Below are 21,393 nucleotides of genomic sequence, written 5' to 3' on the forward strand. Positions count from 1 at the left end.
CGAGCGATCGACTTACAGTGCATCCAGCGGGTAGATCGGACGCCGCACGCGCTCGAAGCGCAACTTCGAATAGTCCGACGTCGTCACGCCGACGCTGTCGCATTCGATCACGCCTTCCGCCAGGCTGCCGAAGCCGGCTCGCCAATGCACCCGGCTCTTCAGGACCAGGTACCTGACTCGATCAAGATCGATGCCGAGCGACAGCAGATACGCCAGGTCATGCGGCTCGGTCGCCACCGAAGTCACTACGACCTGGACGCCGCCGGCCTGAAGCACGACGGTCTTGCCTGCGCTGATCGCAACCCCGGCCATCATGGGACCGCGCAGCCGGAACGTGCCATCGCTGATGGTGCGCACGCGCGCCGAAAGGGTGAGCGGCGGGTTGGCATCACCGGTGGCGGTCAGCTCGCTCAGGCCGCCGAGTGACAGCGTGACTTCGTTGCCGATGCCTGCGGCAATGGCCTGCTCCACCGCCTGCGGATCGCGAATGGCATAGAACACCGCGTCCTGAAGGTCCTGGCGCAGCACCTCGGCCAGCACGCCCGTGGTGTCCATCGTGCCACCGGACGCGCTGTTGTCGCAGTGATCGAGCAGGACGACCAACCGCCCGGTGGCGGACTTGGCCTGTGCGACCGATTTCTCCAGCGGCTGCCCCTCGTACAGGAAGGCCGAGCGGTTTTCCCATGCCTGATCCAGCAACTCATCGCGCACTCGCCTGGCCTGTTCTTCATTCGCGTCCGTGCACACCACGGCCGAAAGGCCGGCGTTGCGGATGTCCGCATGCGGAAAGCCGGTGAACACGGAGGCGGCGAGCACTGTCCCGGTTTGCTCGAACTCGACGCAACGCGCCTGCAGCGACCGGTTGGGCTGCGCATGCGTGCCCTGGCGCATGACGTGCGGCAGCATGGGCCGGTTGTCCCATGCGAGCACGGGACGGATTTCTCCACGAATCGTGCGCACCAGGAGTTCCGCGGCTCGTCGGCCCGCGGCGGCCATGTCGACGTGCGGATAGGTGTGGTATCCGCTGAGAACCGTCAGGCGCGCGACCATGTCGGGATAGAGATTGGCGTGCATATCGAACGCCGCGCCAATCGGAACTGTCGGCTGCAGTTCGCGAAGCCGGCGCAGGAGTTCGCCTTCGCCATCTTCATGCGCGGGCGTGACCATCGCCCCATGCAGATCGAGCAGGATCCCGTCGAAGACCTTGCCCCGGGCCGCGTCGAGGATCAGTCCCACGATCCGCTCGTAAGCCTCGGTGTCGACCAGCCCGCTCGGGCTCGCCTCGGCGACCACGGCCACCGTGATCTCGCAGCCTTCGCGATCGGTCACTTCAAGGAAGCCGCCCATTCCCGTGCCCGTGCCACGCCGGGCTGTTGCCGCGGCATCGCCGACGAGCGGGATGTCGCCGTCGCGGAAAAACCGCCGCAGCGGCGTCGGCGCGGGCGAGAAGGTGTTCGTTTCATGCTTGAAGCAAGCCAGGAGCAGGCGAAGGGGAGCTTTGTGGTTCATTGATTTCCTCGGAGTCGTCGATGGATGATTCGCAGCGGTCAGGCGTCCACCGCCTGAAGAACCGCATCCCACGCAAGGTCCGATGCGGCTTCGGCAAGAACGAAAGGGTCGACCGTTGCAGTTCCTGTTCCCGTGGAGAGAGCGAAGAGGATGTCGCCGTCGTGCGGCGTGTGGAACGGCTGGATGGCGCGAGCCATCGAGGAGTGGACCTGCCTGCCGAGTTGCCGCAGCAGCAATGAGGGCATGGGCTGATCGGTCACGAGCACGGTGAGCGTGGTGTTCTCGGTGGTGGCAACGGTGCTCATCGGTGCGGCGGGCACGTCGGCAGCGGCCGGGGCGGTGGGCACAAGCACCTCGCGCGGGTGATGGCGCACACCCGTGCGCCGATGACGCAGGCCGCGCACCACTCGGCCTTGGCGGTCGACGATCACGCCCAGCGCATTGACCACGGTGGCAATGAAGACGCGCGTCCCGCCGACCATCGCGAATGCGGCGCCCTGTCCGCCGGGCTCGCGCTCGTAGTCCGGATAGGCCGCGAACTTGCCCACCGCGGCCGAGCGCCCCGCGCCGCGCGCGCCCTGCGGAAAGGCCCCTGCCTGCGCCGACCGGTAGGCTGCCGCGCCGAGCGCCTTGTCCGGATAGATCGAATTGGTGCGCCCGCCGAAGTCGTAGATGATGGCGCCGGAGACCAGCGCGATCTTTCCCCAGCCCACTGCGCCGCCGCGCTCGGCCAGCATGCTCGATGTCACGCCGGTGGCCGCCTCCAGTCCGTACAGGGAGCCGCCCGCAAGGCTGACCGCATCCACGCGCGGGTAACCGCCAAGAAGGCCCGGCGCGCCGCCGCGCACGTCGACTTCGCAGTCGGCGCCTCCCTCGACATGGAGGACCGTGCAACCAGTGGGCCCCTCCTCGTACTCCGCAATGCCGATCCTCAGTTGGGGAAAGTCAAAGGACAGCGTTCGGCCATCCGACGGACCGTGCCACAGCCGCGGGACCAGGTCTTGCGCGGCACTCACATCGTTCTTCATCATTTCTCGACTCTTTCTTGTTCAGGCTGCAGCCTGCCAAAGGGCCTGGCTGTATACGTGGTGCGGTTTCTCGTAGAAGCGCGCGGCGTCGCCGATCTCGACCACTTCTCCCGAGCGCATCACGGCGATCCGGCTGCATACGTAGCGCGTGGCTGCCAGGTCGTGGGAGATGAAGAGGGCAGCAAAACCATGGCGCTGCTGCAGGTCGCGAATCAGATTGAGGATCTGCACCTGCACAGAGACGTCGAGTGCACTGACCGCTTCATCGAACACCAGGAACCGGGGCTGCGTGATCAACGCCCGCGCGATCGCCACCCGCTGGCGCTGGCCACCGGAGAGCTCGTGCGGGAAGCGCTCGGCGAACCCCGGGTCGAGGCCCACCAGCGCAAGCGTCTGCGCGACGCGGTCGCGGCGCTCCTGGAGCGTTCCCGCACCGGCCACCGCAAGCGGCTCCGCCACCGAAACGCCGAGGCGAAGCCGGGGATTGAGCGCCCATTCCGGCTGCTGCAACACCACCGACATGCGCCCTGCGAGCAGGAGTTGCCGGGCTCGACGCGAGGCGGGAACGACATCGCCGAGGAAACGCACCGCGCCCTGCGTGGGAGCCTGCAGCCCGAGCAGAAGCCGGCCCATCGTCGTTTTTCCGGAGCCACTTTCTCCGACCAGGCCGAGCGTTTCACCGGCTCGGATGCACAGGCTCACATCGCGCACCGCATCGACGCGGCGCCGGTTCCAGACCGGGCCGGCCGTGAACGTCACGCCCACGCTCTCGAGCGACACCACAGGCTCCGTCATGCGGCCTCCTTGAATTGAACCAGCTCGCCGGCGTGGTGGCATGCGACCGAACGTCCCTCGATCTCGCGCAGCTCGGGCCGCAGGGAGCGGCAGTCGGAGTTGGCATGGCCGCAGCGGTCGGCAAAGGCGCAATGCTCGCTGCGGCCGCCGAGCGCCGGCGGCGCGCCGGGAATCGATGCCAGGACCTCGCCGAGTCTTTCCCTGCCGGGCGCCACGGCAAGCAGCGCCTGCGTGTAGGGATGCGCAGGCCGTGCGAACACCACCGATGCCGGGCCGTACTCGACCACGCGGCCCGCATACATGACGGCCACGGTGTCGCAATGGCGGGCCACCGCGCGCAGCTCATGGCTCAGCAGCACGACGCCGGTTTTCATTGAATTGCGCAACGACACGAGCAACGCAAAGATCTGCTCGCGCAGGGTGGCGTCCAGGGAGGCCGTGGGCTCGTCGGCCACCAGCAGCATCGGCCCGCGCGCGATGGCCATCGCAATCACGACGCGCTGCGCCATGCCGCCCGACAGCTGGTGCGGAAAACTGCGCTCGACACGCTCGATGTCGCGCAGCCCGACGCGCGCCAGCAGGTCGCGCACCGCCGCCTTGCTGCCAGCCGCCAGCGCGACCTGCTTGCCGACGCGCATGGTCGGATCCAGCGCGACCATCGGGTTCTGGAAAACGAAGCCGAGCGTGCGGCGCCGCAGCTCGCGCATCGCCGCATCATCCAGCTCGAAGACCGGCTGCCCGTTCACCTTCAGTTCGCCGCCGGGCCGGCGGGCGTTGTCCGCCAGCAGCCGCCCCACCGCCAGGCCCAGGGTGCTCTTTCCCGAGCCGCTTTCCCCGACCAGTCCCAATACTTCGCCGGCGCGCACCGAGAGCGTTGCCCCGTCCAGCGCGCGGTGCGTGGCACCGGGTGCATCGCCGAACTCGATGACAAGGTCCGTCACCTCCAGCAACGGGGGTGTTGTTGCTTCATTCATCAAAGCCGCCTTCCGCGCAAAGGTTCAAGAGCGTCGCGCAGGCCATCGCCCAGAAGGTTCACAGCCACGATCGACAGGGCCAGCACCACGCCGGCCGAAAGAGCCAGCCAGGGCGCGATCGTCAGGTACACCGAACCCAGGCGCAGCAAGGCGCCGAGCGAGGATTCCGGCGGCTGGGAGCCGAGCCCCAGAAAACTCAGCCCGCTCTCGATCAGGATGCCGATCGACACCGCGTAGGTGAACTGCACCAGCACCGCGCCCAGCACATTGGGCAGCAGATGGACCAGCATCACGCGCAGGCGCGAGGCGCCCGCCACCTCGGCCGCCGTCACGAAGCCGCGGCCCACCATGCCGAGCGTGACCGAGCGCACCACGCGTACGAAGAGAGGCAGCGTGGCGAACAGGATCACGGCGAGCGCGGAAATGCTCCCGGGACCGACCACGGCGGCAACCAGCAGCCCCAGCATCAGCGCCGGAAAGGCGAACATGATGTCCATGGCCCGGGCGATGACCGTGTCGATCCAGCGCCCCACATAAGCGGCGTACAGCCCGATCAGCGTGCCGAGAATCGCGGTCCCGCAGACCGATGCCAGCGCAAGAACGAAGGTCGCACGGATTCCGCGCACGACGCGCGGCAGCAGGTCGCGGCCCAGTTCATCCGTGCCGAAGGGCATCGCCCACGAGGGCGCGGCGAAGCGCGGGCCGGCGCCGATCTGGTCCGGGTCGCCCAGCGGCAGCCAGGGGCCGAGGGCTCCCAACAACAGCAGCGCGAGCAGGACCAGCCCGCCGGCTGCGGCCAGATGATCGCGGCGCGCGAAGCGCAGGATGGTTTTGGTGAATTGCATCATTCGAAACCTCACCCGTGGCGCCTGGCGTCGATGCGGGGATCGAGCACGGCATAGCCCAGGTCGGCCACCGTATTCACGGCAATGAAAACAGCGGCGGCGAGCAGCACACCGGCCTGCACGACCGCATAGTCGCGGTTGCCCAGCGCGCTGTAGACGTAGAGCCCGATCCCGGGCACGGAGAACAGGATCTCGGCAATCAATGCCCCGCCGAGCAGGTATCCGATGTAGGTGGCCGTCACGGTCAGCACAGGGATCGACGCATTGCGCAGCACATGGTGGCGCACGATCTGCCAACGACTCCGTCCCTGCGAGATGGCGGTGAGCACATGGCCATCGGTCAGCACGCGCTGGACCGAATCCCGCGTGGTGCGAACCAGCAGCGCGATGCCGAAGATGCCGAGGCTCATGCCCGGCAACAGCGTGGCGCGCAGGCTGACGCCCGGGTCTTCGGTGAGCGGCACATAGCCGCCGACCGTCGCACCGAGGCTCCACCTGGAGAATGCGTACACCAGCACACTGCCGAGCACGACCTCGGGCACGCTGGCCCCCAGTGCGCCCACCACGCGGCCGACGGACCGCCATCCGCCGACGCCCAGCCCAGCCAGCAGGCCCAGCGGCAGCCCGACGGCCAGTGCCGTGGCTGTCGCGATCACAGCGACCTGGACCGTCGCGGGCGCGCGGCGCGCCATTTCGTCGGCCACCGGCTTGCTGGTCGCCATCGAAACCCCGAGGTCGCCGATCGCAGCCGCACCCAGCCATTTCACGTACTGCGCCGGACCCGACTGATCGAGCCCGAACTTCGCGACCAGTTCGGCACGCGCCTCCACCGAGGCATCCGGGCCCAGCACCATCTGCTCGAAGCCTCCCGGGAGCAGGCGCAAGCCGGCGAAGACCAGGATCGACACCCCCACGAGGGTCAGCGCAGCGATCGCGAGGCGCAAGGCAAGGTAATAGACGATTCGCATCTTTGGGCCCTGTGACTCAGCGGCGCTTGAAATCGGCCACGTACTTGAAGACGTCGAAGTTGCCTTCGAGCGGGCCGAAGCGCGCATCGAGCTGGTCGCGCCGGAATCCGATGTAGTCCGGCTTGCCGACCAGCGGAATCATGTTGGCCGAGCTCTCGATCAATCCGCATGCACGCGTCATCAGCTTGTCGCGCTCGGGCCCGTTGGGTGTCTGCCGGACCTGCGCCATCAGGTCGCCGTATTCGGCCAGCGGCTCCAGGAACGTCGTGAACACCGGCGAGAAGCCGGAGGTCCACCAGTTCAGGACGATGCCCGGATCCGAGAAGCCCGCGAACCAGGTCAGCGACGCATCGAAGTTCGAGTCCTTCGGATTCGTCGTCAGGACGCGCTTGTACCACTCGGCCACGGGCACTTGCTGCACCTGAACGCTGAAACCGGCTTCCTGCAGCTGAGGCTGCAGCACCTGGGCGATCAACGGATAGGTCACCAGCACCGACGAGGCAATGAGGTTGATGCGCGGATTGGGATGGCCCGCCTCCTTCAGCAGCGCCTTGGCCCTGGCCACCCGCTCCTTGCGCGGCAGCGTGTAGCTCGGCAGCCCGTCGCAGAGCTTCTTGCCGAAAGCGCTGGGCACGGCGTACTCGACCGCCGATTCACCGCCGAAAACCGCGTTCGCAATCGCGGGCCGATCCACGACCAGCGCCGCCGCCTGGCGCACGCGGCGATCCTTGAAAACCGAGTTGCCGTTCAGGCCGCTCAGGTCCAGGTGGAAGTAGTTGGGCGTTTTCTGAACCACCGACTGCACGCTCGGGATGGCACCCAGCAGGCGCGGCGTGTCCGGGTTCTCGAAGGTCGCCACGTCGATGCTGCCGTCGCGCAATCCTGCGAGGCGCGCCGCATCGTCGGGCATGACCCGGATCGTCATCTTGTCCATGAGCGGCTTGCCGCTTTGCCAATAGTGCGGGTTGCGCTCCAGCAGCCAGGCTTCGTCCTGTCGGTGCTGCGCCACCTTGTAGGGACCCGAGCCGAGCATTCCCTTGGCGGGGTCGAAGCTGCCGGCTTCAATCTCCTTCATCGGCAGGATCGAGGTGGTCGCCACCGAAAGGATGGAAAGCAGCGAGGTGTTCGGCTTGGCCAGGTCGATGCGCACGGTGTGCGCATCGATCGCGACCACATCGTTCACGCCGCCGATCTGCTTGCCCCAGCCGCGCGCCTTCTGCGGATCCGTCAGGCGCTTGAGGCTGCCCACCACGTCGGCGGAGGTCAGCGGCCGGCCATTGGAGAACGCCGCGTTCTTGCGCAGCCTGAAGACATAGGACGTGGGCGAGACCTGCTCCCAGGATTCGGCCAGCTTGGGCGTGATGTTGAGCTTGTCATCCGTACTCAGCAACTGGTCGTAAATCAGATAGAAGACCGTCCACGACGAGCCATCGCCCGACGAATGCGGATCGGTGGAAAGCACCTCCGACGGCTTGCCCCAGATGACGGGCTTCTGGCCCTGCGCGAGCGCAAGGCCGGGCAGGACAAGAAGAGATGCAGCCGCAATTGCTGCGGGCAGCCAGGCCCGGCCACGTCTGAACGCACACGAGATTCCAGTCATTTGAACTATCCGTCCTTCCGATTGATGACACACAAATGTTATTTGACTACCATTCAATAGGTCAATGCAATATTAATACCAACACATAGGAGTAATCCCTTGCCCCCTTTCACCGCACAGACGAGAGCGAGAGATCTGGGCTTGCGCTTCCCCGGCAAGACCGGCCCTGCCAACGCCATCACGGACATCCCGGGCGTCGAAGTCGGGCAGACGACGCTCATCCATGGGGACGGCGCGCTGCATGTTGGTGCGGGGCCCGTGCGCACCGGCGTGACGATCGTCCTGCCGCGAGGCCGGTCAGGCGTGCTGCAGCCGGTCAAGGCCGGTGTGCATGCGCTCAACGGCAACGGCGAGATGACCGGGACGCATTGGATCGAAGAGGCCGGCATCTTTCGCGGCCCTATCGGCCTCACGAACACGCACAGCATCGGAATGGTCCATCACGCGCTGGTGCGATGGCTCTGCCGAGTCGATGGCGACCGCGGCGCCTACCCCTGGCTAATGCCGGTGGTCGCGGAGACCTGCGATGCCGTGCTCAACGACATGGATGGGTTGCACATCGAGGAATCCCACGTCCTGGAAGCCATCGCCGCTGCAGCGCCCGGTGCCGTCGCGGAAGGCAACGTCGGCGGCGGCACGGGCATGGTCTGCTATGGCTTCAAGGGCGGCACAGGCACCGCATCGCGCATCGTGAGCGTGGCGGGCCAGGACTACCGCGTGGGCGTGCTGGTCCAGGCCAACATGGGCATCCGCCCATGGCTGAACGTGCTGGGTGTGCCGATCGGCGAATGCATACCGGGTCCGGGCGGCCCACACAACGAGCCGGCCGCGCGCGAGCAAGGCTCGATCATCGTCGTCGTGGGGACCGATGCGCCGCTTCTGTCCAGCCAGCTCAAGCGGCTTGCAAGGCGTGCCGCGCTTGGCGTGGGCAGAACCGGCACGCCGGGAGGGGACGGCTCAGGCGACATCATGCTGGCATTCACCACCCACTCGGACCAAACGCCCGGTGATCATGGCGTCTGCCGGACCGAGTATCTGGCCCAGCACACGCTTGATCCGCTCTTCCTGGGCGTGGTGGAAGCCGTGGAGGAGAGCATCCTGAACGCGCTGGTTGCCGCCCGGACCATGGTGGGCCGGAACAACACGCGCGTGGAGGCGCTGGATCACAGTATGCTGGTCGGCCTGATGCGGCGCCATGGCCGCCTCGCCGAGATCCGATGAAATCCTCTCCATCCCTTTTTGAACGCATCGAAGCGGCGTCCTCCGAGATGACACGCTCGGAGCGGCTTCTGGCCGCCTACCTGACCGCGAACGCGCGCGAGCTGACTCTGGAAAACGCCGCGTCGGTGGCGCGAAAATCCGGCGTGAGCCCGATGACCGTCGGGCGCTTCCTGCGCACGCTCGGCTACGAAAGCTTCGACGAGGTCAGGCGCGAAGCCAGTCGCCTGAGTGCGCCCGCGGAGCTTCGCATCGCCGGCCGCTTCGAGCAGTTCAGTCGCGACCACAGTTCCGTGTCCGGCGTGCGCAGTGCGCAGCTCACCCAGGAAATCGAAGCGATGCTGGGGGCCTACGATCTGGCTGCCGGCGAGCACTGGGAAGCGATGGTGCGGCAGGTCGCGACATCCCAACATGTTTTTGTTGCCGGCTACCAGACCGTGCGCGGCATCGCCTCCGACTTCGCGGCGCGGCTCGAATATGTGCGCGAGGGCGTGAAATTCCTCGATGGCGCCGACGGCACCTACTCCGAACTGCTCGGCTCGTTGAAGAGCCAGACACGCTGCCTGATCCTGGTCGACATTCGCCGCTATGCGAAGCAGGCCGAAGCACTGGCTTCGGCTGCCGCCGAAGCCGGCGTTCCCGTGTTTGTCATCACGGATGCCTACTGCCACTGGGCCCGAATCTGCACCCCGCATGTTTTTCATGTACAGACGGATGTCGGATTTTTCTGGGACTCCACCGTTGCGATCGTGGGCTTCTTCAACCTCCTGATGAACAGCGTGATCCAGCAACTTGGAAAGAAGGTCGGCGAACGCGTCAGCCGGCTCGAGAAGCTGCAGGACCGATTTGGCGCGTTCCTTGATTGACACCTGTTCGAGGCCCATTCCAGCGCGCAATCCGGCAAGAACCCTGAGGACATTGCTTGCCCCACGGCGGGGCGCTGAATAGACTACGTGACATGTCGACCCCCCTCGTCTTCACCCACACCGCCGCAGCGCTGCTTGCTGCCGCAGAGTGCGCGCGTGCACGCGTGGCGTTGAAGTCGGGTCGCAGGCAACCGCCCGCACATTTCTAGGCCCGGCGGTCGCTCTCTTTCTTCCTCTTCAGCGCAACCATCCACCGCCGGGCACAAGTCCCGCGCGTCCGCGGCCATCGTCATCCATCGACGGGGTTGCACGAATGGAGTGCGTCAATGCATGCAACGATCCACGGCGAGCGCACGCTCACCGAACTTGATTTCGCCCGCCTGAACAAGCTGCCCAGGCTCAACCTGCCGCCCAGCCTTGCGGACCTTCTGGACTGCGCCGAGGTGACCAGCTCGAGGGCCGTGCCCGGCAACATCGTGACGATGTGCTCGCGCGTCGAGATCGTCGACACGCACACGCGTCGGCGGCAGACGCTGACCATCTGCTATCCCGAAGAGGCCAAGCCCGCGGCCGGCCTCATCTCGGTGCTGTCGCCGGTGGGAACCGGCCTGCTCGGCCTGAAGGTCGGAGACACCGCCAGGTGGCAAGCCCCGAACGGAGAGACATGCGCCGCGGAAGTCGCGGCGATCCTCTTCCAGCCCGAGGCGACCGGCGACTACACCACGTAGGCGGCTCAGGAGGACGGACGCGACAGCGTCGCCAACTTCTTCTTCGCGCTTTGCAGGAGCCCGACCCGCTCGATGGGCGGCTGGGCCTTGGTGTCTCCGAGCGCGATGATCTCGAGCGCCGAAGCCGCTGCCAGCTTGGACGCGAGCGGGTCGCGCACCGCCAGGCTGTCGAACCTGGTGTTCGAGATGACATGCACCTTCAGATGGCGGTGGATGGTCTTCGACAGCTTCTGGCAGGCGGCTGCCATGGCGGCTTCATCGGGTATCGACTGGCCGTGCACGACCAGGAGCTCCACGGTGCCGTCCTTGTCCTCACCCAGCAGGAAGGCGCGCAGGACCGAGTCCTTGAACTTGCTGCGCAGCATGGAGCGAAGCGGTTCCGCGGCAGCGAACGACTTCAGAGCGATGCTGCGCAGCTCGTCGTGGAAGACAAACGAACGGTCGAGCGTGACGGTGTCGGACTCGTCCGCCTTCGGCTTTTGCCTCTTCAGGATGCCGCTGCCGACGAGGTGCTCCAGCGTGCGCGCCACATCGGCGAGGTCGAGCTTCGAGCGCTGGGCCAGTTCGCCTGGCGTAAACGGTTGGTCGGGAGCCGCGTAGACGACCTTCAAGAGCTTTTGCACCTCAGGGGCGAAAAGAAAATCTGCGGCACTCATTTTTTTCTGGATCCGGATAAGAGGAGCGCATTATCGGGTTGAGACCTTTCCGGGCCCCATCTTTGGCTCCGCCGAAGGTTGCACCTGACAGAATCACCGGCAGCCTCACTCCCTCCACGAATATGCTGCGCTTCGTCCTCATGACTGCGTTGAGCCTCGCCATCGTGAATGGGGCGGCTGCTCAACGCGCTGAACCGCGGCCCGCGGAAGCCGCTGCCGACGCGGCGCCGGTGACCACGTATGCGCGTCTCGCCTCCGTCGGGGAGGAGGCCGACGGCAAGCTGTATGTCCGGCTGAAGCTGCTTCCGAGGGCCAAGCTTCCTTTCACGGTCCAGAGGTTCAGGGTGAGGGACCGGGCGCTGCTGGCCGGCATTGCGGAGGGTTCGTGGGTGAGGTTCACCGCGAAGCACATCGACGGGGAGAACACCCTGACGTCCATCCGCGTCACCGCCGAATGCAAGCGCTTTCAGGAATGCCGCTGAGGCTCCGGCCTGCCGGAAGGTGCATCATTGCGGGCGCGATCCCTCGCACGAAGGAAACCCATGCCCTCTTCCACCGACTACGAATCGATGTTCGAGTTTGCGCCGATGTCGCTCTGGCTGGAGGACTACAGCGGACTGCGCCAGCTGTTTGACGCATGGCGCAGCGCCGGTGTGGTGGACTTGGTAGCGCACCTGAATGCCGAGCCGCAGCATGTGCGCGATTGCATGGCGCAGCTGAAGGTGCTGAGCGTCAACCGGAGCACGCTCACCCTCTTCGGTGCCCAGAGCCAGGCCGAGCTGCTGTCGCGCCTTGACAGCGTCTTTCGTGACGACATGACCGCGCCCGTGATCTACGAGCTGGACCAGCTCTGGCGCGGGAATCTCTCTTTCGGCAACCAGACGGTCAACTATGCGCTCGACGGCCGCAGGCTCGACGTGCATGTGCGCGTGCAGGTGCTGCCCGGACACGAGGCGACATGGGACCGCGTGCTGGTGTCGCTGGACGACATCACCGAACGCGTGCGGGCCGAGCGGCTGCGCCTGGAAAGCGAGCGCTATGCGCGCGAGCTGTTCGAACGTTCGCCGGTGTCGCTCTGGGTGGAAGACTTCAGCGCGGTGAAGATCCTGCTCGACGACATACGCAATCGGGGCATCAGCGACTTCACGACCTTCATCAAGGTGCATCCCGAATTCATCACGCGCTGCATGCGCGAGATCCGCGTGATCGACGTCAACCGCGAGACCCTGCGCATGTTCGGTGCGGCCGACAAGAACGAGCTGCTGGAGAACATCTCGGACATCTTTCGCGACGAGATGCATGACTCCTTCGCCGAGCAGCTGCAGGACCTCTGGAGCGGCAAGATGCTGCAGCAGCGGGAGGTCGTCAACTACGCGCTGACGGGCGACCTGCTGAACATCCACATGCAGTTCGCGGTGCTCGAAGACCGGCTCGCCACCTGGGACCTGGTGCTGGTGTCGCTGATCGACATCACGGCCCGGAAGAAGGCCGAGGCCTACCTCGAATACCTGGGCAAGCACGACGTGCTGACGCAGCTGCGCAACCGCGCCTTCTTCTCGGAAGAACTGAACCGGCTGTCGCGCAAGGGCCCCTGGCCGGTGTCGGTGCTGGTGATCGACATGAACGGCCTGAAGCCCGTCAACGACGAGGAAGGCCACGCCGCCGGCGACGCACTGCTGCGGCGCGTCGGCGAGGTGCTGAGCAAGGCGGTCGACGAGCCCGGCTGGCCCGCGCGCATCGGCGGCGACGAGTTTGCCGTGGTGCTGCCGAAGACGGACGAGCGTGGGGCCGAGGCCATGCGCGACCGCATCGCTTCCATGCTCGAGCTGAACAACCAGTTCTATGCGGGCCAGAGCGGACGTTTGCTGAGCCTGGCGGTCGGCGTGGCGACCTGCGAGGCCGGCGACCTGCTGGACGCGGCGCTGCAGCGCGCAGACCGTGCGATGTACGAGGAAAAGGCCCGCCACTACCGCGACAGCGGCGCCGAGCGCCGGCGCGAGTAAGGCGCGGCTACGCATCCCACGTTCGAGCGCCCTCTCGCTGAAAGCGGCGCCTGTAGGCTGAAGGCGTCGAGCCCGTCACCTGCCGAAAGCGACGCGCAAAGTGCGTCGGCTCGCCGAAGCCGGTGCTTTCCCCGATTTCAGCGGCCGAGGCAGAGGTAAAGGCCAGCAGCGTCTTGGCCCGCTCGATCCGCCGTTCGGTCACCAGCTCCAGGAAAGTCTTGCCGGTTTCGCTCTTCAGGAGATGGGACAGGTGGGTTGCCGACACATGGCTGGCCTGCGCCGCATCGGCCAGGGTCAGTTCCTGCGCGAGGTGCTGGGTGATGTGGCGGATGCAGCGCAGCACGGCCTGCTTGTACGACTGCAGCACCATCCCCTGGGCTTCGCAGAGCCGAAACTCTTCCCCGTAGCGCCGCCACACCATGCCGATCAAGTTGAGAAGATGGCTGCGGATCAGCAGGTGGCTTGCGGTTGCTTCGCCGGGGGGCCGCTGCGCTTCCTGCGCCATGCGTTCGCACAGGTCTTGCAGATGCTGGGTATCGGCGGCGTCAAAACGGAAATCCAGGCAATGCTGGAAGCGGAATGGCGCGAGTTCGGGCGCACGCGAAAGCGGCACCTCCGACAGTTCGAAGACGTCGAGGTCCAGCGACGGCAGCAGATAGTCCTTGCTGATGTTGATGACGTGGAACACGCCATCGGCCGCGTTGGGGATGTAGTGGGCCAGGAACGGCAGCACGAAGCTCACCGTGCCGGGTCCGATGGGCCGCTGGCTGCCGCCGATGTAGTGCCGGGTCTCGCCCCGGGTGTTCACGTAGATCTGGAAGTACTCATGCCGGTGCGGAACCGGGTTCGGCAGGCAGTTGCTCTGGTCGTGGATGCCGAAATAGGCACGCTGTGCCCGCGCTGCCATTGTGTAGTTGCGGATGGCAGCGGCACGGCGAGTGGGCAGCGGATCGTCGGAAAGGGTGGCTGTTTGCATGAGAGGGCCGGATGCAAGATCGCAAGGATTGCACATCTTTGCGCAAGCCTGTGCATTGAGGCTGGTGAACGTAGTTTCTAGACTCTAGTTCCTCCCTTCCCAACCTTCCATAGAGAAGAACCTCATGCCACTCAACACCACGATCGACGTCGCGCAAGCGGCCGAAGCCCTGCAGGTCTCCCCCATCTCCCTCGGCATCGTCGGCAGCGATCGGCGCTTTCCCGTGCGGCGCGTGTATTGCGTGGGACGCAACTACCTGGCCCACATCCGGGAGATGAAGGAGGGCGACGAGCGCGACCCGCCGTTCTTCTTCCAGAAGCCGGCCGACGCCGTGGTGACGGACGGGCGCGTGCCCTACCCGACGCTCACGGACGACTTCCAGTTCGAATTCGAGCTCGTCGTCGCCATTGGCAGCGAGGCTTCGAACGTGGCGCCCGAGACCGCGCTGGACCATGTCTTCGGCTATGCCGCCGGGCTCGACATGACCCGGCGCGACCGCCAGCGCGAGTGCAACAAGCGCGGCCTGCCGTGGGAGCAGGGCAAGTCGTTCGACCATTCGGCGCCCTGCGGCCCCATCCATCCCGTGGCGCAGGTCGGCCACGTCCGTTCGGGGGCTCTGAGCCTCGCGGTGAACGGCGCCGTGCGGCAGGACTCCGTGCTCGAGAAGATGATCTGGAACGTTCACGAGATCGTCAGCGAGCTGTCGAAGCAGTACCGGCTGCTGCCCGGCGACCTGATCTTCACGGGCACCCCCGAAGGCGTCGGCCCGGTTCAGCGCGGCGACCGGCTCACCGGCCGCATCGAAGGACTCGACGCCTTGCAGGTCGAGATTGTCTGAACACCCGAAACCCGCAGGAGCCACCATGAAGCCACTCGAACGCATCTCGTACTCGCCCATTTCGGAGCGTCCCGCGCTCAAGCTGCCGGACGGCAAGCGACTGGCCGTCTGGCTCATCGTCAACGTCGAGGAATGGGACATCAACGAGGCCATGCCCCGCACGGTGCTCACGCCCCCGGCCGGCGGCTCGCCGATGCCCGACATTCCGAACTGGGCCTGGCACGAGTACGGCAACCGCGTCGGCTTCTGGCGCATGCTGGAGGTGATCGACGGGCTGGGGATCGGCGCGACGCTCGCCATCAACGGTTCGGCGATCGCGGCCTACGAGCCCATCGCCAAGGCGGCAATGGCGCGCCAGTGGGAATTCATCGGCCACGGCTTCGGGCAGCGCAACATGCAGAAGGTGCCCGACGAGGTCGAGGACATCGCGAAGACGACCGAAGCCATCCGCGCATACACCGGCAAGCGGCCGCGCGGCTGGCTGGGCCCGGGGCTGACCGAGACGTGGAACACGCCCGACATCCTGGCGGAGCAGGGCTACGAATACGTGTGCGACTGGGTGCTGGACGACCAGCCCGTGCAGCTGAAGACACGCAATGGCGGCGCCATCGTGAACGTGCCCTACACGCAGGAGTGCAACGACGTGGCGATGATGCTGATCCAGCATCACAAGGCCAGCGAGTATCGCGACCGCGCCATCGACCAGTTCGAGCAGCTCCATGCCGACGCCAAGGACTCGGCCCGCGTGATGGCACTGGTGGTGCACCCGTACATCATGGGCGCGCCGCACCGCCTGCGCTACTTCCGCGAGGCGCTGGCACACATCCGGGCGCACGACGACGTCGCTTTCCTCACGGGCGAGCAGATCCTCGACTGGTACCGCGCGGCACGCGCTGCAGCGTAAGTCACCCGCCGCACCGCCGGCGCACCCGAACAAATTTCTCGCCCGACGAGAAGGAGACAAATCGTGCATACCTCAACCTCGGCCATCCCGCTGGCCGGCGATGTGCGCAGCGAAGCGCCCATCACCGCACTGGAGATCGGCATGTTCCTGCTGCTGCTCGCCTCGTATGCGCTCAACGCGATGGACCGGCAGATCTTTCCGCTCATTGCCGCGGACGTTCGCAAGGAGTTCGGATTCGGCCTGGCCGACACCGGCCTGCTGTCGACCATCTTCACGCTCGGCATGGCCGTGGCCGGCGTGCCGACCGGCTACCTGCTGGCCCGCCTGTCGCGCAAGACGGTGCTGCAGATCGGCATCGCGATCTTCTCGCTCGGCACCTTGCTGACCGCCTACTCGCACGGCTTCGCCGACATGATCATCTACCGGGCCACCACCGGCATCGGCGAGGCGATGCAGCTGACGGTGGTGATCGCCATCGCGGCGAGCTATTTCGCGCGGTTCCGCTCGACCGCAGTGGGGGCGATCAACTTCTCCTTCGGCATCGGGGCGATCGTGGGGCCGCTGCTCGGCGGCCACCTGATCGGCATCGAGCGCGATTGGCGCCTGCCGCTCGTGGTGTTCGGCGTGGCGGGTTTCGGTGCCATGGCGCTGATCGCGGTGGCCGTGAGCAAGCGGATGACCGAGAACGCCTCCGCCGCGGATGCGCGCAGCGACCTGAGCGGCGCTGCGACGATGTGGAACCGCAACACGATCCTGCTGACCGCCATGAGTGTCATCGGCGGGCTGTGCATCTATGGCTATCTCGGCATGTACCCGACCTTCCTGCGGGAACATCTGCACTACACGCCCTCGGACACCGGCCGCGTGATGAGCACCTTCGGGTTCGGCGTGTTCGCTTCGATCTTCGGCGGCTGGCTCGGAGACCGCTTCCATCCCAAGCTCGTGCTGTCGCTGAGTTTCGCGGGCACCGGCCTGCTGGGTTTCCTGCTGTTCTCCGGACCGACAAGCATGGTGGTCCAGTCGGCGCTGTCCTTCGCATGGGGCTTCGTGGTGAGCGGCGTGCTGTATGTGAACCTGGCGGGCTACCACATCAAGTCCGTTCGCGCCTCGCTCACGAACCGTGCCACCGGGGTGTTCGTCACCACGCTGTACGGCGCGGGTGCTTTCGCGGGCTTCATCATCGGTGGCATTGCCGCGCGATTCGGCTGGAGCGTTGCCGGGCTGGTGCAGATCACGCTGCTGGCGGCCGTTGGAATGGTGCTCTCGGCGCTGCTGCGCACCGATCGCATGTCGCTGCCCGTGCGCAAGCCGTGACGGCGCTGGACTGGGTGCTGCTCGGCGGCGCGGCGACGTTGGCCGGCGCGCTCAACGCCGTGGCGGGCGGCGGCAGCTTCCTGACCTTGCCTGCGCTGGCGATGGTGGGTGTGCCGCTGGTGTCGGCCAACGCAACCGGGACCGCGGCGCTGCTGCCCGGCTACCTGGCCGGCGCCTGGGCCCTGCGCAAGGAGCTGTCGGGCCCGATGTCGCCTTCGCTCCTGCGGCTGGTCGTGCTGTCGGTGCTCGGTGGCGCGGCCGGTGCGGCGCTGCTGCTGTCGACCTCGAATCATGCATTTGCCCGCATCGTGCCATGGCTGCTGCTGGCCGCGACGCTGCTCTTCGCCATCGGACCCGGCCTGGTGCGCCGCAGGTCCGCGGCCGCCAGGCCCCGGGGCCCGTGGGCCGCCGACCTGTGCATCGTCGCGGTCGCCGTCTATGGCGCCTACTTCAACGGTGGGCTCGGCATCCTGTTGCTCGCCGCACTCGGCGCGCTGGGGCTCACGGACATGGGGCGCATGAACGGCATCAAGAACTTCGTCTCCGCGATCCTGACGCTGATCGCCGTCGCCATCTACGCGGCCAGCGGCGCGATCGTCTGGACGCACGCACTGTGGATGGCCCTTGGCGCCACGGTCGGCGGCTATGCCGGCGGCATGGCGGCGCGGCGGCTGAAGCCCGATGTCGTGCGCGGTTTTGTCGTGTTGACGGGGCTGGCGATGACCGCGGCATTCCTTCTCAAGGCGTATTGACCGGACACCCGCTTCTTCTTTCCATCACTTCAATCACTGGGTCGAAACATGAAAACAACCAAGAGAGACTTCACCCGCCTTGTCGGCGCGCTAATGGTCGCCGCCACCGGCGCGCCGGCGCTCGTCGGCTCGGCGCCGGTGTCGGCCCGGACGACGCCTGCACCGGGATCGCCCGGCATCCGCCGCGGCAGCTACCTGATCCGCAACGGCGCGGTCATCACGGTCGACCGAGCGAAGGGCGTGTTGCTGCGCACCGACGTGCTGGTCCGCGGCGGTGTGATCGAAAAGATCGGGCGAGGCCTGAGCGCACCGGGCGCGGAGATCATCGATGCGACCGACATGATCGTCATGCCGGGCTTCGTCAATTCCCACTATCACATGTGGAGCGCCATCGGCCGCAGCTTCACCGCAAGCGATGGCGGCTTCTCCTACTATCCCGCCAAGAACGCGACCTCGATCCTGTATACGCCCGACGATTTCTACAACAGCGTGATGCTGGGCTGCGCCGAGCTGGCGAACGGCGGCACGACCACCGTGCACAACTGGTCGCACAACACGCGCTCCCCGGCCCATGCCGATGCCGAACTGCGTGCGCACCAGCACGCGCTGCTGCGCGCCCGCTACGCCTACGGCCACGTCGACAAGATGCCCGCCGACGAACTCAACCGCTACGACGACCTGGCGCGCGTGCGGCGCGAATGGTTCGGCGAGCGCTCGCCTTTCGACGGGCTGGTGCACCTGGGGCTGAACCTGCGCGGCCCGCAGCAGAGCACCGACGCCGTGTTCCATGAAGAGATGAAGTTCGCCAAGGCCAGCAGACTGCCCGTCGCGATCCACGCGCCGCAGGAGGCACCGAACAACGTCGATGCAGTCGACTACGAGCGGCGCGGCTACCTGGGGCCGGATTTCATGATCGCCCACTACGTGCCCGCCACCGCGGCCGACCTGGCCGCGATGGCGCGCACGAAGACGCCGCTGTCCTTCGCGACGCACTCGGAGCTTCGGCTCAGCAGCACCGGCGATGCGCGCGCCGCACTGTTCGCGATGCGCGAAGCGGGCCTGACGCTTTCGCTGTCGAGCGACGCCACTTCCATCGCGCCGCCGGACATGTTCGAAATGATGCGCTTCACCTGGAACCTTGGGGTGCCATGGACCGGGACGCCGAGCGAAAAGGCGAAGGCCGTCGGCGTGCAGGAGGTGATCGAGATGGCGACGATCAACGGAGCCATTGCCATGGGGCTTGGCGACGTCACCGGGTCGATCACCGAAGGCAAGCGTGCCGACATCATCCTGGTGCGGACCAGGGATCTGAACATGTGGCCGATCGGCAATATCGAGACCGCGATCGTGCAAGGCGGCAGCGCCAGCAATGTCGATACCGTGCTGGTCGACGGGCGCATCCTGAAAAGGAACGGCCGCCTCCTCGCCTATGACGTCCCGGATATCCTTCGGCGCGCCCATCGATCGGCAACCCGGATTCGCAACGTGGCGGGCGAGGCCTTGACGTTCTGAATTCCGGGCCAGGCGGCGCGCGAGGCAGCGGGTGCGCACGCCGGGACTGCCGTGCACAATCTGCCGCAGCATGCGAATCCACGAACTGAAACAACGACTGCGGGAAGCCGGTGCAGGCCCCAGCCACGAGCAGCGCATCCTGCGGCTGTGGTCCCATGCGCTGCCGCGAAACAGCGGCAGGCGCCTGCCGGCGAGCTTCTTTCCGTCGTCGCTGCTGGCGGCCCTGCCCGCCATCGAAGCCGAGCTTGCGGGGCTGGCGCGCATCCACGCGGTGCATCCCGGCGCCGATGGGTCCGAGCGGCTGCTCGTCGCGCTTGCCGATGGCCAGACGGTGGAGAGCGTGCTGCTGCCGCGCGACGGGCTGTGCGTCTCGTCGCAGGTGGGCTGCGCGGTCGGATGCCAGTTCTGCATGACGGGGCGCGACGGGTTGCTGCGCCAGGTGGGAAGCGCCGAGATCATTGCCCAGGTCGCTCTCGCGCGCACGCGCCGGCCGGTGCGCAAGGTGGTGTTCATGGGCATGGGCGAGCCGGCCCACAACCTGGACAACGTGATGGAGGCGATCGAGCTGCTCGGCACGGTGGGCAACATCGGCCACAAGAACCTGGTGTTCTCCACGGTGGGCGATCCACGTGCGTTCGAGCGGCTGCAGCAGGCACGTGTCAGGCCCGCGCTGGCGCTCTCCTTGCACACCACGAAGGCCGACCTGCGCAAGAAGCTCCTGCCGCGCGCGCCGAACATGACACCCGAGGAGCTGGTCGGCGCCGGCGAGCGCTACGCCCGGGCCACCGGCTATCCGATCCAGTACCAGTGGACGTTGCTGGAAGGCGTCAACGACGGGCCGGAGGAGATCGAAGGCATCGTGAGGCTGCTCTCCGGCAAGTTCGGCGTGCTGAACATGATTCCCTTCAACGCCGTGGAGGGCGTGGCCTTCAGCCGCCCTTCGCTGGAGCGCTGCGAGCAGATGGCGCGCACGCTGCACCAGCGGGGCATCCTGACGAAGCTGCGCTATTCGGCCGGCCAGGATGTCGACGGCGGCTGCGGCCAGCTGCGGGCACGCGCGGCCGAAGCAAGGGTGGTGCCGATTCGCTCGCTCACGTGAGCGAGGCCACCCAATCCCAGACCTGGGCGGGCGCTTCGACCATCACGTTGTGGCCGTGCGGCCCGAGCTCGCGCGCATCGGGGTCGATGCCGCGGGTCTGCTCCATCGTGACCAGCGCGTCGTGGCGCCCGCGGGCGAGATGGACCGGGCAGCGCGCCAGCGCCGCCAGTTCGGACAGCGGCGGCTTGCCCACGGCATGGGCCCGGGGATCCATCGCAAGATGCCAGCCGTCGGCGCCGCGCGCGATGCCCCGCGCAGCGACGGGGGCCGCGGCATCGGCGACTCCGGCAAGGCCGCAGACCTTCAGGTACCTGTCCCACGCCTCTTCTTCCGTGGCGAATGTCCTGCCCGGCTGTGACGCCAGCGTCTCCATGCGGCGCAGCTCTTCGTCGCTCCACGCGATCTTGATGCCGGCCGCGAACACCCGGTGCGGCACGACACCGAACCAGCCCGTGGCCAGCGCGAGGGCGATCACCCCGCCAAGCGAATGCCCGAGCACCACGAGGCGGCCGTCGGGATGGATGTGCGGCAGCGCAGCGCGCGCCACGCTGGCGGCGTACTGGCCAATGGCGTAGGAGTCCTGCCGGTCGGACCGGCCGTGGCCTGGCAGGTCGAGCACGACCCAGCGGCCGCTCCAGCGAGCGCCGGCTTCGGCGCACATGGGCGACCACACCGCGCCCGTTGCGCCCATTCCGTGCAGCATGAGGAGCAGGTCCGGGCCTTCGCCGCCTTGTTCGATGTACATGTCCGTTGCCTCCGTCGCATCTGCGACGGCGCAAGAATACTTGCCTCTGCAGGTTTTGCGTGC

General features: G+C 66.8%; 21 protein-coding genes. 11 read left to right on the forward strand and 10 right to left on the reverse strand.

Annotated features, from left to right (window positions below):
* Positions 1-12 precede the first annotated feature (12 nt).
* From RZE77_RS32795 to RZE77_RS32825, 7 genes are read right to left on the reverse strand one after another with little or no spacing between them, the layout of a single operon-like run.
* Complete coding sequence (locus RZE77_RS32795; RefSeq protein ID WP_319442845.1) at positions 13-1,509, reverse strand: M81 family metallopeptidase; 1,497 nt, start codon at positions 1,507-1,509, stop codon at positions 13-15.
* Positions 1,510-1,547: 38 nt separating this feature from the next.
* The gene (locus RZE77_RS32800) at positions 1,548-2,540 is read right to left on the reverse strand and encodes a P1 family peptidase (protein WP_319442846.1); all 993 of its coding nucleotides are present in this window, start codon (positions 2,538-2,540) and stop codon (positions 1,548-1,550) included.
* An 18-nt stretch (positions 2,541-2,558) separates the two neighbouring features.
* The gene (locus RZE77_RS32805) at positions 2,559-3,332 is read right to left on the reverse strand and encodes an ATP-binding cassette domain-containing protein (RefSeq protein WP_319442847.1); all 774 of its coding nucleotides are present in this window, start codon (positions 3,330-3,332) and stop codon (positions 2,559-2,561) included.
* The gene (locus RZE77_RS32810; protein ID WP_319442848.1) at positions 3,329-4,306 is read right to left on the reverse strand and encodes an ABC transporter ATP-binding protein; all 978 of its coding nucleotides are present in this window, start codon (positions 4,304-4,306) and stop codon (positions 3,329-3,331) included. Before RZE77_RS32810 ends, RZE77_RS32805 begins: the two co-directional genes overlap by 4 nt.
* A complete protein-coding gene (locus RZE77_RS32815; protein WP_319442849.1) occupies positions 4,306-5,154 on the reverse strand; it encodes an ABC transporter permease in 849 nt (282 codons plus the stop codon). The genes RZE77_RS32810 and RZE77_RS32815 overlap by 1 nt, the downstream gene beginning before the upstream one ends.
* An 8-nt stretch (positions 5,155-5,162) precedes the next feature.
* The gene (locus RZE77_RS32820; protein WP_319442850.1) at positions 5,163-6,119 is read right to left on the reverse strand and encodes an ABC transporter permease; all 957 of its coding nucleotides are present in this window, start codon (positions 6,117-6,119) and stop codon (positions 5,163-5,165) included.
* Positions 6,120-6,135: 16 nt separating this feature from the next.
* Positions 6,136-7,719, reverse strand: a complete 1,584-nt coding sequence (locus RZE77_RS32825; protein WP_319442851.1) for an ABC transporter substrate-binding protein — start codon at positions 7,717-7,719, stop codon at positions 6,136-6,138.
* Positions 7,720-7,818: 99 nt separating this feature from the next.
* On the opposite strand from RZE77_RS32825, the gene RZE77_RS32830 reads away from it, so the two are divergent.
* The 3 genes from RZE77_RS32830 to RZE77_RS32840 all read left to right on the forward strand — a co-directional run bounded on the left by RZE77_RS32830 (position 7,819) and on the right by RZE77_RS32840 (position 10,531).
* A complete protein-coding gene (locus RZE77_RS32830) occupies positions 7,819-8,940 on the forward strand; it encodes a DmpA family aminopeptidase (RefSeq protein ID WP_319442852.1) in 1,122 nt (373 codons plus the stop codon).
* A complete protein-coding gene (locus RZE77_RS32835) occupies positions 8,937-9,803 on the forward strand; it encodes a MurR/RpiR family transcriptional regulator (RefSeq protein ID WP_319442853.1) in 867 nt (288 codons plus the stop codon). The genes RZE77_RS32830 and RZE77_RS32835 overlap by 4 nt, the downstream gene beginning before the upstream one ends.
* A 326-nt stretch (positions 9,804-10,129) precedes the next feature.
* Positions 10,130-10,531 carry a GreA/GreB family elongation factor gene (locus RZE77_RS32840; protein ID WP_319442854.1) on the forward strand — a complete coding sequence of 134 codons (402 nt, stop codon included), beginning with the start codon at positions 10,130-10,132 and terminating at the stop codon, positions 10,529-10,531.
* A 5-nt stretch (positions 10,532-10,536) separates the two neighbouring features.
* On the opposite strand, the gene RZE77_RS32845 is transcribed toward RZE77_RS32840, so the two are convergent.
* Positions 10,537-11,187: a hypothetical protein gene (locus tag RZE77_RS32845; RefSeq protein ID WP_319442855.1), complete on the reverse strand. Its 651-nt coding sequence runs from the start codon at positions 11,185-11,187 to the stop codon at positions 10,537-10,539.
* A 122-nt stretch (positions 11,188-11,309) separates the two neighbouring features.
* On the opposite strand from RZE77_RS32845, the gene RZE77_RS32850 reads away from it, so the two are divergent.
* The gene (locus RZE77_RS32850) at positions 11,310-11,669 is read left to right on the forward strand and encodes a hypothetical protein (RefSeq protein ID WP_319442856.1); all 360 of its coding nucleotides are present in this window, start codon (positions 11,310-11,312) and stop codon (positions 11,667-11,669) included.
* 60 nt (positions 11,670-11,729) lie between these two features.
* On the forward strand, positions 11,730-13,190 hold the full coding sequence (locus RZE77_RS32855; RefSeq protein ID WP_319442857.1) for a sensor domain-containing diguanylate cyclase: 1,461 nt from the start codon (positions 11,730-11,732) through the stop codon (positions 13,188-13,190).
* 7 nt (positions 13,191-13,197) lie between these two features.
* Here RZE77_RS32855 and RZE77_RS32860 read toward each other — a convergent pair whose 3' ends face one another.
* Positions 13,198-14,166, reverse strand: a complete 969-nt coding sequence (locus tag RZE77_RS32860) for an AraC family transcriptional regulator (protein WP_319442858.1) — start codon at positions 14,164-14,166, stop codon at positions 13,198-13,200.
* Positions 14,167-14,290: 124 nt separating this feature from the next.
* Between RZE77_RS32860 and RZE77_RS32865 the strand changes: the two genes are divergently transcribed.
* The 6 genes from RZE77_RS32865 (at position 14,291) to RZE77_RS32890 (ending at position 20,585) form a co-directional block, all read left to right on the forward strand.
* The gene (locus RZE77_RS32865; RefSeq protein ID WP_319442859.1) at positions 14,291-15,004 is read left to right on the forward strand and encodes a fumarylacetoacetate hydrolase family protein; all 714 of its coding nucleotides are present in this window, start codon (positions 14,291-14,293) and stop codon (positions 15,002-15,004) included.
* 25 nt (positions 15,005-15,029) lie between these two features.
* Positions 15,030-15,908, forward strand: a complete 879-nt coding sequence (locus tag RZE77_RS32870) for a polysaccharide deacetylase family protein (protein ID WP_319442860.1) — start codon at positions 15,030-15,032, stop codon at positions 15,906-15,908.
* Between the two features lie 63 nt (positions 15,909-15,971).
* Positions 15,972-17,222, forward strand: coding sequence for an MFS transporter (locus tag RZE77_RS32875; RefSeq protein WP_319442861.1), 1,251 nt, complete (start codon positions 15,972-15,974; stop codon positions 17,220-17,222).
* On the forward strand, positions 17,219-17,974 hold the full coding sequence (locus tag RZE77_RS32880; protein ID WP_319442862.1) for a sulfite exporter TauE/SafE family protein: 756 nt from the start codon (positions 17,219-17,221) through the stop codon (positions 17,972-17,974). The genes RZE77_RS32875 and RZE77_RS32880 overlap by 4 nt, the downstream gene beginning before the upstream one ends.
* Before the next feature lie 48 nt (positions 17,975-18,022).
* The gene (locus RZE77_RS32885) at positions 18,023-19,486 is read left to right on the forward strand and encodes an amidohydrolase family protein (protein WP_319442863.1); all 1,464 of its coding nucleotides are present in this window, start codon (positions 18,023-18,025) and stop codon (positions 19,484-19,486) included.
* A gap of 70 nt (positions 19,487-19,556) precedes the next feature.
* Positions 19,557-20,585, forward strand: a complete 1,029-nt coding sequence (locus RZE77_RS32890) for an RNA methyltransferase (protein WP_319442864.1) — start codon at positions 19,557-19,559, stop codon at positions 20,583-20,585.
* On the opposite strand, the gene RZE77_RS32895 is transcribed toward RZE77_RS32890, so the two are convergent.
* Complete coding sequence (locus RZE77_RS32895) at positions 20,578-21,330, reverse strand: alpha/beta fold hydrolase (RefSeq protein ID WP_319442865.1); 753 nt, start codon at positions 21,328-21,330, stop codon at positions 20,578-20,580. The two genes, RZE77_RS32890 and RZE77_RS32895, sit on opposite strands and share 8 nt — an antisense overlap.
* Positions 21,331-21,393: the final 63 nt, after the last annotated feature.

Source organism: Variovorax sp. SPNA7, from assembly GCF_033807855.1.
Classification (GTDB): Bacteria; Pseudomonadota; Gammaproteobacteria; order Burkholderiales; family Burkholderiaceae_C; genus Variovorax; species Variovorax beijingensis.

Excerpts from the sequence above, each read along its gene's own strand:
- RZE77_RS32795 (WP_319442845.1), bottom strand. The coding sequence starts at position 1,509 with ATGAACCACAAAGCTCCCCTTCGCCTGCTCCTGGCTTGCTTCAAGCAT.
- RZE77_RS32800 (WP_319442846.1), bottom strand. The coding sequence starts at position 2,540 with ATGATGAAGAACGATGTGAGTGCCGCGCAAGACCTGGTCCCGCGGCTG.
- RZE77_RS32805 (WP_319442847.1), bottom strand. The coding sequence starts at position 3,332 with ATGACGGAGCCTGTGGTGTCGCTCGAGAGCGTGGGCGTGACGTTCACG.
- RZE77_RS32810 (WP_319442848.1), bottom strand. The coding sequence starts at position 4,306 with ATGAATGAAGCAACAACACCCCCGTTGCTGGAGGTGACGGACCTTGTC.
- RZE77_RS32815 (WP_319442849.1), bottom strand. The coding sequence starts at position 5,154 with ATGATGCAATTCACCAAAACCATCCTGCGCTTCGCGCGCCGCGATCAT.
- RZE77_RS32820 (WP_319442850.1), bottom strand. The coding sequence starts at position 6,119 with ATGCGAATCGTCTATTACCTTGCCTTGCGCCTCGCGATCGCTGCGCTG.
- RZE77_RS32825 (WP_319442851.1), bottom strand. The coding sequence starts at position 7,719 with ATGACTGGAATCTCGTGTGCGTTCAGACGTGGCCGGGCCTGGCTGCCC.
- RZE77_RS32835 (WP_319442853.1), top strand. The coding sequence starts at position 8,937 with ATGAAATCCTCTCCATCCCTTTTTGAACGCATCGAAGCGGCGTCCTCC.
- RZE77_RS32840 (WP_319442854.1), top strand. The coding sequence starts at position 10,130 with ATGCATGCAACGATCCACGGCGAGCGCACGCTCACCGAACTTGATTTC.
- RZE77_RS32845 (WP_319442855.1), bottom strand. The coding sequence starts at position 11,187 with ATGAGTGCCGCAGATTTTCTTTTCGCCCCTGAGGTGCAAAAGCTCTTG.
- RZE77_RS32850 (WP_319442856.1), top strand. The coding sequence starts at position 11,310 with ATGCTGCGCTTCGTCCTCATGACTGCGTTGAGCCTCGCCATCGTGAAT.
- RZE77_RS32855 (WP_319442857.1), top strand. The coding sequence starts at position 11,730 with ATGCCCTCTTCCACCGACTACGAATCGATGTTCGAGTTTGCGCCGATG.
- RZE77_RS32860 (WP_319442858.1), bottom strand. The coding sequence starts at position 14,166 with ATGCAAACAGCCACCCTTTCCGACGATCCGCTGCCCACTCGCCGTGCC.
- RZE77_RS32865 (WP_319442859.1), top strand. The coding sequence starts at position 14,291 with ATGCCACTCAACACCACGATCGACGTCGCGCAAGCGGCCGAAGCCCTG.
- RZE77_RS32870 (WP_319442860.1), top strand. The coding sequence starts at position 15,030 with ATGAAGCCACTCGAACGCATCTCGTACTCGCCCATTTCGGAGCGTCCC.
- RZE77_RS32885 (WP_319442863.1), top strand. The coding sequence starts at position 18,023 with ATGAAAACAACCAAGAGAGACTTCACCCGCCTTGTCGGCGCGCTAATG.
- RZE77_RS32890 (WP_319442864.1), top strand. The coding sequence starts at position 19,557 with ATGCGAATCCACGAACTGAAACAACGACTGCGGGAAGCCGGTGCAGGC.
- RZE77_RS32895 (WP_319442865.1), bottom strand. The coding sequence starts at position 21,330 with ATGTACATCGAACAAGGCGGCGAAGGCCCGGACCTGCTCCTCATGCTG.